This is a genomic window from Actinoplanes sichuanensis (assembly GCF_033097365.1).
Lineage (GTDB): Bacteria > Actinomycetota > Actinomycetes > Mycobacteriales > Micromonosporaceae > Actinoplanes > Actinoplanes sichuanensis.
The window spans coordinates 7,713,224-7,727,405 of the sequence record NZ_AP028461.1 but is presented as its reverse complement, the minus strand read 5'-3'; the positions used below and the strand labels follow the sequence as shown (position 1 = coordinate 7,727,405).

The window sequence follows — 14,182 nt, the reverse complement described above, 5'->3', positions numbered from 1 at the left end:
GAAGCGCGCCCGCCGGGCTGATCCGCCGCCCATGGCCACCCCCCACCGCGAGCCGAGTGACAGCAGGCTGGTCCTGGGAGCCGTCCGGAGCCCCGCGCGACAGCCGTGACGGCCGGCGGCGTCGTTTGACAGCTCCCGAGCCGGCCGGGGGTGGGTGTTCAGAGTGCGAGATCGGTGCGGATGGAAGATCTCACAGTTCTGTTCACCCGTTCGAAAAGATCATCTGGCGTGGGGAGAGTGCTGCTCGGAGGCTGAAACGGTAAGCAGTCAAACAGCGAGAGGTGCTTACGGCGTACCATCATGTGGGAAGTGTGAGGAATCGCGGACGCCGCTAGAGGGGCGCCGCGGCCGGCTCGGCGATGCAGGCCGTGCCCACCCGTCGGAAGCCGACGCGGGTGTAGAGCCGGGCGACGTCGTCGTCGCCGGCCGAGAGGAACACCAGGTCGACGCCCTCGTTGAGCAGCCGCCCGGCGATCGTGGCGGTGAGCTGTGAGGCGTACCCGCGACGGCGCGCCGACGGCAGCGTGGCCACCCCGACGACCTCGGCGACGTCCCCGGAGCGCTGGCTGGTCGCGGTGGCGAGGATCCCCTCGACAGGTGACTCGGCGACCGCCGTGAGGTAGTCACCACCTGCGAACATCTCCCGGGCCTGCTGTACCGCATCCGCGGTCAGGGTCGACCCGGCATCCCGCTCGGCAGGCCCGGCACCATCGATGACCAGCGTTTTCTCGACTGCTTCGAGCGGGGCCTGATGGGCCGGCGCGGCGAATCCGAGCCGCGCCACGGTCCGGGAGTGGCGCAGATCGTCGGCGAACGTCCGGGACGCCGGATCCAGGTAACGGATGGTCCCGTCGCGCAGCGGCAGGTCCGGGACGAGTGCCGCCGGATCGAGCACGAGCAGCGGCGCGAGTAGTACGTCGAGGCCCGCCGATCGGGCGACGGCGAGTAGATCGGGCGTGGTCTCGTGCACCCATTCGAAGGTCTCCGGCAGGCCGAGTTCGCGCTGGCGGGCCCGGGTGTCGGTGATGTCGGCGGCGGAGGGGGTGTGCGAACCCAGCCTCGGCCGGGCATAGTAGGGCCAGCCCTCTCCCTCGCGGATGAAGAGAACGAGAGACCCGATCTCTTCGACTCGTGTCCAGGGTCGGGGCAAAGCGTCGTAGAACCGCTCGAGCCGGTCGAAGAGGTCGGAATCCACTGGCGCCATCGCGCGAGACTACCGGTCCCCGTACCGGCTGTGCTATTCAGTTCGTCCGCAGATCGGTGCGTGGTCGCACGAGGTGTGATCAATCCGCATCTGGCGGAGATCAGAGGCTCTTAACGTAGACTCAAGAGACTTTGCAGGGCCGACGTCGTCCCGACCTCAGAATGAAACACCAGTGACGACAGGAGGCCCGGTGGCATATCCGCACCCCCAGGGGCTTTATGACCCTCAGACGGAGCGCGACGCCTGCGGTGTGGCATTCATTGCCGACATTCACGGTCGTCGCTCCCATGATGTGGTGGCCAAGGGTCTGACCGCGCTGATCCGGCTGGATCACCGGGGCGCGCGCGGCGCCGAGCAGAACACCGGTGACGGCGCCGGCATCATGATCCAGATCCCGGATGCGTACTACCGCGCTGAGGCCGGCTTCGAGCTGCCGCCCGCCGGTTCGTATGCGACCGGCCTCGTCTTCCTGCCCACGGACCTCGACGATGCGGCCCGGGCGACCAAGGTGTTCGAGAAGTACGTGCTCGTCGAGGGCGGCGAGGTGCTCGGCTGGCGGGACGTCCCGGTCGACCCGTCCGACCTGGGCGCGACCGCGGAGGACGCCCGTCCCACGATCCGCCAGGTGTTCCTCTCCGCGCATCGGCTCGTCGACTCGCCCGCCGGCCCGGCCGGTGCGGTGCTGTCCGGCCTGGAGCTGGACCGGGTGGCGTTCTGCATCCGCAAGCAGGCCGAGCGGGAGACCTCGCAGCGCGGTGTCGCGGCCTACTTCTCGTCGCTGTCCTCGCGGACCATCACCTACAAGGGCATGCTGACGCCCGAGCAGCTGCCGGCGTTCTTCCCGGAGCTGTCCGACGAGCGCGTGACCAGCGCGATCGCCCTGGTGCACTCACGGTTCTCGACGAACACGTTCCCGTCGTGGCCGCTCGCCCACCCGTACCGTCTGATCGCCCACAACGGTGAGATCAACACGATCCGCGGTAACAAGAACTGGATGGCCGCCCGCGAGGCGCTGCTGTCCACGCCGAACCTGCCGGGCAACATCAAGCGTCTCTTCCCGATCAACTCGCCGGAGGCGTCCGACTCGGCCAGCTTCGACGAGGTCCTCGAGCTGCTGCATCTCGGTGGGCGCAGCCTGCCGCACGCGGTGCTGATGATGATCCCCGAGGCGTGGGAGAACGACCCGGAGATGGAGCCCTCGCGGCGTGCCTTCTACCGGTTCCACGCGAGCCTGATGGAGCCGTGGGACGGCCCGGCCGCCGTGGCGTTCACCGACGGCACGGTCATCGGCGCGGTGCTGGACCGTAACGGCCTGCGCCCGGGCCGCTGGTGGCACACCAGGGACGGCCTGGTCGCGCTCGGTTCCGAGGCGGGCATCATCGATGTCGACCCGGCCGACGTGGTGGCCAAGGGCCGTCTCCAGCCGGGCAAGATGTTCCTGGTCGACACCGCGGCCGGCCGGATCGTGCACGACGGCGAGATCAAGGCCGAGCTGGCCGCCGCCGAGCCGTACGCGGACTGGCTGCACGCCGGGCTGATCGAGCTCAACGACCTGCCCGCCCGTGAGCACGTGATCTACACCCATGACTCGGTGATCCGCCGCCAGCAGGTGTTCGGCTACTCCGAGGAGGAGCTGAAGATCATGGTGGCGCCGATGGCGCGCACCGGCGCCGAGCCGCTCGGCTCGATGGGCACGGACACCCCGATCTCGCCGCTGTCCACCCGGCCGCGGCTGATGTTCGACTACTTCCACCAGCTGTTCGCGCAGGTCACCAACCCGCCGCTGGACGCCATCCGGGAGGAGCTGGTGACCAGCCTCTCGATGACGATCGGGCCGGAGGGCAACCTGCTCAAGCCGGGTCCGGCCAGCTGCCGGCAGATCGTGCTGCCGTATCCGATCATCGACAACGACGAGCTCGCCAAGATCCTCTCCATCGACGAGGACGGTGACCTGCCCGGCTTCAAGGCGGTCCGGGTGTCCGGGCTGTACCCGTTGCGGGACGGCGCGGCCGGCATCAAGGCCCGGCTCACCCAGATCTGCCGGCACGTGTCGGAGGCGATCGAGGACGGCGTACGCATCCTGGTGCTCTCCGACCGCGACTCCAACGCGGACCTGGCGCCGATCCCGTCGCTGCTGCTCACCGCGGCCGTGCACCAGCACCTGGTGCGCGAGCAGACCCGTACCCAGGTGGCCCTGGTCGTCGAGTCGGGTGACTGCCGTGAGGTGCACCACGCGGCGGTGCTGATCGGCTACGGCGCGGCGGCGGTCAACCCGTACCTGGCGTTCGAGACGGTCGACGACCTGATCGCGACGGGCGCGCTGGCCGGGGTGGAGCCACGCAAGGCGGTTCGCAACTACGTGAAGGCGCTCGGCAAGGGCGTTCTGAAGATCATGTCCAAGATGGGCATCTCGACCGTGTCGTCGTACTGCGGCGCGCAGGTGTTCGAGGCCGTCGGTCTGGACAACAAGCTGCTCCAGCGCTACTTCGCGGGCACCTCGGGCCGGATCGGCGGCGTCGGTCTGGCCGAGATCCACGACGAGATCAAGGCACGGCACGCGAAGGCGTACCCGGCGAACAAGGCCGAGCGGGCGCACCGGCGTCTCGAGGTCGGCGGTGAGTACCAGTGGCGCCGCGAGGGTGAGCTGCACCTGTTCAACCCGGAGACGGTCTTCCTGCTGCAGCACGCCACCCGCAGCAAGCAGTACGACGTGTTCCGCCGCTACACCGACAAGGTCAACGAGCTGTCGGCGCAGGCCGGTCATCTGCGTGGGCTGTTCCGGTTCGACTCGGACCGTACGCCCATCTCGATCGACGAGGTGGAGCCGGTCAGCGAGATCGTCAAGCGGTTCTCCACCGGCGCGATGAGCTACGGCTCGATCTCCGCCGAGTCGCACGAGACCCTGGCCATCGCCATGAACCGGCTCGGCGCCAAGTCGAACACCGGCGAGGGCGGCGAGGACGTCGAGCGGCTGTACGACCCGGAGCGCCGTTCCGCGATCAAGCAGATCGCCTCCGGCCGGTTCGGTGTCACCAGCGAATACCTGGTCAACGCGGACGACCTGCAGATCAAGATGGCGCAGGGCGCGAAGCCCGGCGAGGGCGGCCAGCTGCCCGGCAACAAGGTGTGGCCGTGGATCGCCAAGACCCGGCACGCCACTCCGGGTGTCGGCCTGATCTCGCCGCCGCCGCACCACGACATCTACTCCATCGAGGACCTGGCCCAGCTGGTCCACGACCTCAAGATGGTCAACCCGCAGTCGCGGGTGCACGTCAAGCTGGTCAGTGAGATCGGCGTGGGCACGGTCGCGGCGGGTGTCGCCAAGCTCAAGGCCGACGTCATCCTGATCTCCGGCCATGACGGCGGCACCGGCGCGTCCCCGCTGAACTCGCTCAAGCACGCCGGCACCCCGTGGGAGCTGGGCCTGGCCGAGGCACAGCAGACGCTGCTGCTGAACAAGCTGCGCGACCGGGTCACCGTGCAGGTCGACGGCCAGCTCAAGACCGGCCGGGACGTGGTCGTCGCCGCTCTGCTGGGCGCCGAGGAGTTCGGTTTCGCCACCGCTCCGCTGATCGTCTCCGGCTGCATCATGATGCGGGTCTGTCACCTGGACACCTGTCCGGTCGGCATCGCCACGCAGAACCCGGTCCTGCGCGAGCGGTTCACCGGCAAGCCGGAGTTCGTCGAGAACTTCTTCCTCTTCCTCGCCGAGGAGGTTCGCGAGATCCTCGCCGAGCTGGGTTTCCGCAGCATCGACGAGGCGATCGGGCACGCCGAGATCCTGAACGTGGTCGAGGCCGTCGACCACTGGAAGGCGAAGGGTCTCGACCTGTCGCCGGTGCTCTACGTGCCGGAGCTGCCGGAGGGCGCCGCCCGCCGGGGTGTCGTCGCCCAGGACCACGGTCTGGACAAGGCGCTGGACAACCAGCTGATCGAGATGGCCCAGCCGGCCCTGACCGACGGCCTGCCGGTCCGCGCCGAGCTCCGCGCCAGCAACGACCAGCGCAGTGTCGGCGCGATGCTCGGCGGTGAGGTGAGCCGGCGCTACGGCGGCAACGGTCTGCCCGACGACACCATCGCGTTCACGCTGCGCGGCACCGGTGGCAACTCGTTCGGCGCGTTCCTGCCGCGTGGGGTCACCCTGCGGCTGATCGGCGACAGCAACGACTACGTCGGCAAAGGGCTGTCCGGTGGTCGGCTGATCGTGCGCCCGGCCGAGGACGTGCCGTTCACGGCCGAGGACAACACCATCGCCGGCAACACCATCCTGTACGGCGCGACCGGCGGCGAGATCTTCCTGCGTGGCAAGGTCGGCGAGCGGTTCGCGGTGCGTAACTCGGGCGGTGTCGCCGTCGTCGAGGGCGTGGGCGACCACGGCTGCGAGTACATGACCGGTGGCACCGTGGTGGTGCTCGGTCCGACCGGCCGGAACTTCGCGGCCGGCATGAGCGGCGGCAAGGCGTTCCTGCTGGACCTGAACCAGTCGCTGGTCAACCCGGAGCTGGTCGACCTGGGCCCGCTCACCGACGACGAGCGCGACCAGCTGCGTTCGCTGGTCGAGAAGCACCACGCGGAGACCGACTCGGCGGTGGCCGGCAAGCTGCTCAAGGACTGGGCGAACGCGGTGGAGCGATTCACCGCCGTGGTGCCGCGCGACTACAAGCGCGTGATGGAACTGATCAGGACCGCCGAAGCCGCCGGTCGCAATGTGGACGAGGCGGTCATGGGAGTCACCAGTGCCTGACCCTAACGGTTTCCTCCGCTACGAGCGGCAGCTCCCGAAGCGCCGGCCGGTGCCGGTCCGGATCCTGGACTGGAAAGAGGTCTACCCGCCCGCGGGTGAGGCGCTGATCCGTGACCAGGCGACCCGCTGCATGGACTGTGGCATCCCGTTCTGTCACGACGGCTGCCCGCTCGGCAACCGCATCCCGGATTGGAACGACCTGGTCCGGACCGGTGGTTGGGCGGCCGCGTCGGACTCGCTGCACGCCACCAACAACTTCCCGGAGTTCACCGGCCGGCTCTGCCCGGCGCCGTGTGAGGCGGCGTGTGTGCTCGGCATCGGCGATGACCCGGTGACGATCAAGCAGGTCGAGGTGGAGATCGCCACCTACGCGTTCGGTGCCGGCCTCAAGCCGCAGCCGGCGCCGTCGGCCTCCGGCAAGTCGGTCGCGATCGTCGGCTCCGGCCCGGCCGGTCTGGCCGCCGCCCAGCAGCTCGCCCGGGCCGGGCACGCCGTCACCGTCTACGAGCGGGATGACCGGATCGGTGGCCTGCTGCGCTACGGCATCCCCGACTTCAAGATCGAGAAGCACGTCATCGACGCGCGGCTCGCACAGATGTCGGCCGAGGGTGTGGAGTTCCAGACCGGCGTCGACGTCGGCACCGACATCACCGCCGACGACCTGCGCGACAGGTACGACGCGGTGCTGCTCGCGGCGGGCGCGCTGGCCGGCCGGGACACCCCGGAGACCCCGGGCCGCCACCTCAACGGCGTGCACCTGGCGATGGACCACCTGGTCCCGGCCAACCGGATCGTCGCCGGCCTGCAGGACACCACCCCGATCGACGCCAAGGGCAAGCACGTCATCATCATCGGTGGCGGCGACACCGGCGCCGACTGCCTGGGTGTCGCCCACCGGCAGGGCGCGGCGTCGATCACCCAGCTCGACCAGTACCCTCTGCCGCCCGAGCTGCGCGCCGGCGTCAAGGACCCGTGGCCGACGTGGCCGCTGATCCTGCGTAACTACGCCGCGCACGAGGAGGGTGGCGACCGGGTCTTCGGCGTGGCCGTCCAGGAGTTCGTCGGCGACGAGAACGGCAACCTGGTCGCGATCCGCATCGCCGAGGTCTCGGTGCAGCGCATCGACGGCGTGCGCACGGTCGCCGTCACTCCCGGCACCGAGCGCGAGTTGCGCGCCGATCTGGTCCTTCTCGCGATCGGGTTCGAGGGTACGGAGGACCAGCCCCTGCTCCAGCAGTTCGGCCTGACCCGGAACCGGCGCAACGTGCTGGACGCCGACCAGGGGTGGCAGACCGATGCCGAGGGTGTCTTCGTCGCGGGCGACATGCACAAGGGCGCGTCCCTGATCGTCTGGGCGATCGCCGAGGGGCGGGCCGCCGCGGCCGCGATCCACAGCTACCTGGGTGCGGCCGGCGAACTGCCCGCCCCGGTCCGTTCGGACTCGCAGCCGCTGTCCGTCTGAACCCCATTCACGGTCCGGGCCCGTCACCTTTTCGGTGGCGGGCCCGGTGCTTTTCCGATGGTCGTCAGCAAAACGGGCGTTAATGGGCGAGCGGGCCGCGAAGACAATGGCGCCTGTCGATCGGTTGTGGATGCTCGGTGGTGCGGTGCCGGGCGCCTCGGGGTGGCCGGCGCGGTCAGCGGGGTCCTGAGGGCGGCTCATCCATCGCTTCACATCGATCTTGTGGATGCCTTTTGCGCTGGCAGTGGCAGGTGTGACCCGTACCGAAAGATGGGGTTGGGGCATGTGCCGTCGGTCGCCGTGAGCGGCCCGCTAGTCTGAACCGGCGGTCGCTGAAGCCCGCGGACGACGCAGCGCACCCGCCACACCTCGCGGGTTGACCTCGCCGTCGACACCCGCAGTTCATGCCGATGACCGGGGTCGGCCGCCGCGCCGCCCCAGGAGAAGGACTAGCCTGATGGCCGTGACACGCCGCGTAAAGATCGTCTGCACGATGGGGCCCGCCACCAAGTCACCCGAGCGCATGCTCGGACTGGTGGAGGCGGGCATGAACGTGGCCCGGATGAACTTCAGCCACGACACCCGGGAGAACCACCGGGAGATGTACGAGCTGGTCCGCGCGGCCGCCGAGCAGGCCGACCGCCCGGTCGCCATCCTGGCCGACCTCCAGGGTCCGAAGATCCGTCTCGGCAAGTTCGCCGACGGCCCGCACCGCTGGGAGACCGGCGACCGCGTCATCATCACCAGCGACGAGATCCTCGGCACCAAGGACCGGGTCTCCTGCACCTACAAGAAGCTCCCGCACGAGGTCAAGGTCGGTGACCGCCTCCTGATCGACGACGGCAAGGTCGCGATCGAGGTGACCGAGGTCGAGGGTGAGGACATCCACTGCCTGGTCACCGAGGGTGGCCCGGTCAGCAACAACAAGGGCGTCTCGCTGCCCAACGTCGCGGTGAGCGTCCCGGCGCTGAGCGACAAGGACGAGGAGGACCTGCGGTTCGCGCTGAACCTCGGTGTCGACCTGGTCGCTCTGTCGTTCGTCCGCGCCCCGGAGGACATCAACCTCGTCCACAAGATCATGGACGAGGAGGGTCGCCGGGTCCCGGTCATCGCCAAGGTGGAGAAGCCGGAGGCGGTCGACCACCTCGAGGCGATCGTGCTGGCCTTCGACGGCGTCATGGTGGCCCGTGGTGACCTCGGTGTCGAGCTGCCGCTCGACCAGGTTCCGCTGGTACAGAAGCGTGCCGTGCAGCTGTGCCGGGAGAACGCGAAGCCGGTCATCGTCGCCACCCAGATGCTCGACTCGATGATCGAGAATTCGCGTCCGACCCGCGCCGAGGCCTCCGACGTCGCCAACGCGGTGCTCGACGGCACCGACGCGGTGATGCTGTCCGGCGAGACCTCGGTCGGTAAGTACCCGGTGCTCACCGTCAGCACCATGGCCAAGATCGTCTCGACGACCGAGGCCGGCGGCATGGGCGTCCCGCGCCTGCAGCACGACCCGCGCACCCACGGCGGCGCGCTGACCGTCGCGGCCTCGCAGATCGCCCGCAACATCGGCGCCAAGGCGCTCGTCGCGTTCTCGCAGACCGGTGACACCGTCCGGCGCCTCGCCCGGCTGCACTGCGACCTGCCGCTCTACGCGTTCACCCCGGTCGCCGAGGTGCGCAACACCCTCGCCCTGAGCTGGGGTGTGGAGACCTTCCTGACCGACTTCGTCGAGCACACCGACGACATGTTCCGGCAGGTCGACGCGAAGATGCTGGGCCTCGGCCTGGCCAAGCCCGGCGACTACGTGGTCGTCGTGGCCGGTTCCCCGCCGAACGCGCCCGGCTCCACCAACACCCTGCGGGTGCACCAGCTGGGCTCGCTCGTCGACCCGGCGACGGTGTGACCTCCTGCACGTGATCGGCAGCGCGTCACGCCGTCGGCCGTAAGGTGACAGCGTGACGTTGCTCCAGGGACAGGCCGCCGTCGACCAGCTTCTCGAGTTGCTCGATCTGAAGCAGGTCGACGCGGCCACCTTCCAGGGCGAGAGCCCACAGACCGGCGCGCAGCGCGTGTTCGGCGGCCAGGTCGCCGGGCAGGCGCTGGTCGCCGCCGGGCGGACGGTCGATCCGTCCCGGCACGTGCACTCGCTGCACGGTTACTTCGTGCGCCCCGGCGATCCGAGCGTGCCGATCACGTTCCACGTCGAGGAGATCCGCGACGGGCGCTCGTTCTCGGTCCGCCGGTCGACCGCCAAGCAGCACGGCAAGACCATCTTCTTCATGTCGGCGTCGTTCCAGATCCCCGAGGAGGGGCTGGACCATCACACGCCCGCGCCGGTCGACGTGCCCGCGCCGGAGGACGTGCCGACGATCCTCGACTGGGCGGAGAGATATCCGGAGCGGATGGCCATGTTCAAGGCCTCACCCCGCTCCGTCGACGTCCGCTACGTGGGTGTGCCCGGTTGGGTCCCACCCGGCGACCGTGACGCCGAGCCGCTCCAGCGCGTGTGGATGCGGCTGGACGGCCGGTTGCCCGACGACCCGCTGATCCACGCCTGCGCGCTCACCTACGCCTCCGACATGTCTCTGCTCGACGCGGTGCTCTCCACACACGGCGAGGTCTGGGGGCCGGGCGGCGTCATCGGGGCGAGCCTCGACCACGCGCTCTGGTTCCACCGGCCGTTCCGCGCCGACGAGTGGTTCCTCTACGACAGCGCCAGCCCGTCCGCCAGCGGGGCACGCGGCCTGGCCAACGGCCGGATGTTCACCAGGGACGGCCGGCACGTCGCGAGCGCCGTCCAGGAGGGTCTGCTCCGCCGGATCGGCGGCTGACCCCTTACCTGAGGCTCGCCGCGATTTCGGGTCGGCGGCTTTCACCGCGCCCCTCTCGCCCCGCGTCCGCGCCGCGCGCCTGCGCCCCCTCGCGCCCCGCGCCCGCGCCCCGCGCCCGCGTCCGCGCCCCGCGCCCCGCGCCCGCGTCCGCGCCCCGCGCCCGCGCCCCGCGCCCGCGCCCCGCGCCCGCGTCCGCGCCCCTCGCGCCTGGCGGCCTTGCGGGGGCGGCGTGCGTCTTGCGTCCTTCGGGGCGGCATGGGGAGCGGGTTTTGCGGCTTACGTCTAGCGGTGACCCCGCCGATGGGGGACCTCGGCCTGGCGACCGGCCGACATCAGATCCACCACCGGCGGGACCGGGGAACAAGCCTTGCTCCACTCGGCGATCTGCCTTGACCACGTGGCGCGGCGCCTGCCTCAACCGCCTGGCGCGGCGCCTGCCTAACCCGCGTGGCGCGGCGCCCTGCCTCAACCGGGCCGGCCGGGTCGCTCGACCTCGCCCTCCACGCCCTCCGGGGTGTCCGGCACCGCCGGGATGTCCCTCGGTGACTCGACCACCGCGCCGGCCCGTGGCCCGGTGATTCCGGCCTGGGCGAGCATCGCGTCTAGGTCGGCGGTGGTCCGTACCACCCGGTCGTGGAAGGTCTCGGCGCCCGGCGCCGCCGTGGTCGGCACCGATCCGGTCGTCGGACGGGCCCGGTGCCGTGCCCGGGACCGGGACGGCGCCCCCTCGTAGTCGGTGAGCCCGGCCGCGTAGCCGGACACCCCGGCGGCCCGCTCCGGCGGTAGCTCCAGCACGTCCCGGCGGGGTCCGGCGACCTCCCGTAGGCGCAGCGCGGTCACCAGGTCGGCGACCGCGCGCAACGTTCCGAGCGCGCCGAGAATCACGATCACCATCGATCCGGTACGCGCGAACGGGCTCGACGAGAAGAAACCCAGCCCGGTCTCGATGACTCCGATCGTGACGAGCAGGCTCCAGGTGCGGTCGGCCCCGCGGGTGAGGATCCCGACCGCCACGTCGACGGCCCCACGGACCATCAGGTACCACCCGATCAGCGCGGCCGGAGTGGTGTACGTCGAATCCTGGCCGTCCCACATCAGCAGGCCACCGGTGGCGCCGAAGAGCACGAGGAGACACGCGTTCAGCCACCACGTCCGGGTCCCGGCGAAGGCGCGCAGCATCTCACCGGCCGCACCGAACAGCACGATCGGCCCGGCCACCATGGCGATGTCCATGGGTTCCAGGCGCAGCACCGACCAGGAGATCACCAGCCACGCCGCCCCGGTGAACATCAGGAAGCCCCACATGCTCCCGTGTTTGACGGTCGAGGGCGAAGATCCGGACCACAACATGAGGCCTCCTGATGATGCTGTCCCTGCCATGACAGCATCCGGGGCGGCCCGGGGCCCGGGGTTCGCGCAGATTGCTCGCTTTACCGTCGCCTTTTCGGCCCGTAACGCAACGGTCATCGGTGTGTGATTGATTGTCCGGTAATTGTCATGCCGGACACCCGGGGAAATGATTTTCCAGACCGGAGGATCAATGGCGCCCGGGGCGTCACCGTGTTACATCGGACGACGTCAGAGGGGGTGAGTGTGGTCCTCAGCCGCATGACGGTATTTGTGCCCCCGGTGGGATTCGAACCCACACTGTATGGTGTTTGAGACCATCTTCTCTGCCGGTTGGAATACAGGGGCGGCGCTGCACCAAAGCAGCATGCCTCAGCAAGGCGTGAGTTGGTCACGCCAGGATGAGACTCCGACAGCCTACCTACTAGGCTTAGGGCGGCGACACCCACATACCGGGGTGTCGCGACATCGACGTTCTGGGGGTAGGGGTTTCCGTGGCCGACACGCAGGGTGGTGCGGAGCGCAAGCGGGTGCTCATCGCCGAGGACGAGGCCCTGATCCGGCTGGACCTGGCCGAGATGCTCGTGGAGGAGGGCTACGACGTCGTCGGTGAGGCCGGTGACGGCGAGACCGCCGTGCGGCTGGCCGAGGACCTCAAGCCCGACCTGGTGATCCTGGACATCAAGATGCCGATCATGGATGGTCTGGCGGCGGCCGAGCGGATCGCCGGCGGCCGGATCGCGCCGGTCGTCATCCTCACCGCGTTCAGCCAGCGTGATCTGGTCGAGCGCGCTCGGGCGGCGGGCGCCATGGCGTACCTGGTGAAGCCCTTCCAGAAATCCGACCTGGTGCCGGCGATCGAGATCGCCCTCTCCCGGTATTCGGAGATCTCCGTGCTGGAGTCCGAGGTCGCGGGCCTGACCGAGCGTCTGGAGACGCGCAAGTCGGTGGAGCGCGCCAAGGGCGAGCTGATGACGAAGTATTCGATGACCGAGCCGCAGGCCTTCAAGTGGATCCAGCGTGCCGCCATGGACAACCGGATGACCATGCGTGAGGTTGCGGATCGCATCCTGCAGGAGTCGACCGGGGGTACTCCTGCCGGTTAGTCCGGTTGGTCCCGCTGTAACGAGCCGGTGGTACACGTCACGTGCCACCGGTTTCGTATTGGCTCTTGACGAAAGGTTGAGCCTCCGTAACGGCTTTGTTACGACCGGCTGCTCAGCTGCTTGGCAGGCTATGATCCGCCAGTCCTTCCGCGATACATCTGGCGGGGATTTCTGCTGCTAAACACAAGGAGCATCGTTGCGTAGAGCCGTGATCATCTTCACGGCCGTTCTCGGTTTCCTGTTCACTTCCCTGGGTTTCGGCGCCACGAGCGCTTTAGCCGAGGGTGAGGCGTTGCAGGGCACTTTGATCAACGCGGGCCAGCCAGTGGCGAACGTGGTGATCAAGGTGTCGGACCAGGGCGGCACATCGGCCGGTGAGGCGAAGTCGGGTGCGGACGGCAAGTGGGTGGTCGCGCTGAAGGCGGCCGGCACCTACAAGGTCGATCTGGACACCGCGACGCTGCCGCAGGGCGTGGTCGTCACCACGGGCCGATCGAGTCTGACGTTGACGGTGTTCGAGGGCGCGGCGCGGAACGTGCTGTTCCCGCTCGGCGCGGCGGCCGGCACCGGCACCGGAGGCGCGGAACCCGAGGAGTCGAGCAACACGTCGCTCGCCCGGGTCCTCGATCTCATCTATACGGGTATCCATTTCGGTCTGATCATCGCCCTGGCCGCGCTCGGCCTGTCGCTGATCTTCGGGACCATGGGCCTCACGAACTTCGCCCATGGTGAGCTGATCACCTTCGGCGCCGTGATCTGTTTCTTCCTCAACGTCACCGCCGGCCTTCCGCTGGAGCTCGCGGCGGTCGCCGCCGTGGTGCTCGGCGGTGCCTTCGGTTACTTCCAGGACCGCCTGTTCTGGGGCTGGCTGCGCAACCGCCGTACCGGCCTGATCGGCATGATGATCATCTCGATCGGCCTCGCGCTGGTGCTCCGCTACTTCTACCTCTACTTCTTCGGCGGTTCCACCCAGCAGTACGCGCAGTACGTGGCCCAGCCCGGCATCAGCGTCGGCCCGATCTCGATCGCGCCGAAGAACCTGATCATGGACGGCATCGCGATAGTGGTCCTGATCGCCGTGTCGCTCGCGCTGGTCATGACCCGGCTCGGCAAGGCGACCCGGGCGGTGTCGACGAACCCGGCTCTCGCCGCGGCGTCCGGCATCAGCGTCGACTCGATCATCCGCCTGGTGTGGACCATCGGTGGCGCCCTCGCCGCGCTCAGCGGTGTGATGCTCGGTGTCTTCCAGGGTGTCGGCTACCAGATGGGCTTCCAGATCCTGCTGCTGGTCTTCGCCGCGGTCACCCTCGGTGGTCTCGGCACGGCCTTCGGCGCGCTGCTGGGCAGCCTCGTCGTCGGTCTCGCCACCCAGCTGTCGACCCTGTGGATCCCGACCGAGCTGAAGAATGTCGGCGCCCTCGCGGTGCTGATCGTGATCATCCTCGTCCGGCCGCAGGGCATCCTGGGCCGCCGCGAGCGGATCGGCTGAGGGAGGTC

General features: G+C 69.3%; 8 protein-coding genes and 1 tRNA gene. 6 read left to right on the top strand and 3 right to left on the bottom strand.

All coding sequences use genetic code 11. The features are described 5' to 3' along the window. Nucleotides 1–331 precede the first annotated feature (331 nt). Nucleotides 332–1,204 carry a GNAT family N-acetyltransferase gene (locus Q0Z83_RS35370; RefSeq protein WP_317787584.1) on the bottom strand — a complete coding sequence of 291 codons (873 nt, stop codon included), beginning with the start codon at nt 1,202–1,204 and terminating at the stop codon, nt 332–334. Nucleotides 1,205–1,376: 172 nt separating this feature from the next. On the opposite strand from Q0Z83_RS35370, the gene gltB reads away from it, so the two are divergent. The 4 genes from gltB to Q0Z83_RS35350 all read left to right on the top strand — a co-directional run bounded on the left by gltB (nt 1,377) and on the right by Q0Z83_RS35350 (nt 10,232). Beyond that, on the top strand, nt 1,377–5,948 hold the full coding sequence (gene gltB / locus Q0Z83_RS35365; protein ID WP_317787583.1) for a glutamate synthase large subunit: 4,572 nt from the start codon (nt 1,377–1,379) through the stop codon (nt 5,946–5,948). Continuing rightward, nucleotides 5,941–7,410, top strand: a complete 1,470-nt coding sequence (locus tag Q0Z83_RS35360; protein ID WP_317787582.1) for a glutamate synthase subunit beta — start codon at nt 5,941–5,943, stop codon at nt 7,408–7,410. Before gltB ends, Q0Z83_RS35360 begins: the two co-directional genes overlap by 8 nt. A gap of 457 nt (nt 7,411–7,867) precedes the next feature. Then, nucleotides 7,868–9,304: a pyruvate kinase gene (gene pyk / locus Q0Z83_RS35355; RefSeq protein WP_317787581.1), complete on the top strand. Its 1,437-nt coding sequence runs from the start codon at nt 7,868–7,870 to the stop codon at nt 9,302–9,304. Between the two features lie 58 nt (nt 9,305–9,362). Continuing rightward, on the top strand, nt 9,363–10,232 hold the full coding sequence (locus tag Q0Z83_RS35350) for an acyl-CoA thioesterase (RefSeq protein ID WP_317797201.1): 870 nt from the start codon (nt 9,363–9,365) through the stop codon (nt 10,230–10,232). A 465-nt stretch (nt 10,233–10,697) separates the two neighbouring features. Here the strand turns inward: Q0Z83_RS35350 and Q0Z83_RS35345 are convergent, their stop codons facing one another. Both Q0Z83_RS35345 and Q0Z83_RS35340 read right to left on the bottom strand, forming a co-directional pair. Further along, nucleotides 10,698–11,582, bottom strand: coding sequence for a hypothetical protein (locus Q0Z83_RS35345; protein WP_317787580.1), 885 nt, complete (start codon nt 11,580–11,582; stop codon nt 10,698–10,700). A 271-nt stretch (nt 11,583–11,853) separates the two neighbouring features. Then, nucleotides 11,854–11,927 (bottom strand) — tRNA-Leu (locus tag Q0Z83_RS35340). A 146-nt stretch (nt 11,928–12,073) separates the two neighbouring features. Between Q0Z83_RS35340 and Q0Z83_RS35335 the strand changes: the two genes are divergently transcribed. Both Q0Z83_RS35335 and Q0Z83_RS35330 read left to right on the top strand, forming a co-directional pair. Continuing rightward, on the top strand, nt 12,074–12,685 hold the full coding sequence (locus Q0Z83_RS35335) for an ANTAR domain-containing response regulator (RefSeq protein ID WP_317787579.1): 612 nt from the start codon (nt 12,074–12,076) through the stop codon (nt 12,683–12,685). 196 nt (nt 12,686–12,881) lie between these two features. Continuing rightward, nucleotides 12,882–14,174 (top strand): branched-chain amino acid ABC transporter permease, encoded by a 1,293-nt coding sequence (locus Q0Z83_RS35330; protein WP_317787578.1) that lies wholly within the window; start codon nt 12,882–12,884, stop codon nt 14,172–14,174. The last annotated feature ends 8 nt before the right edge of the window (nt 14,175–14,182 follow it).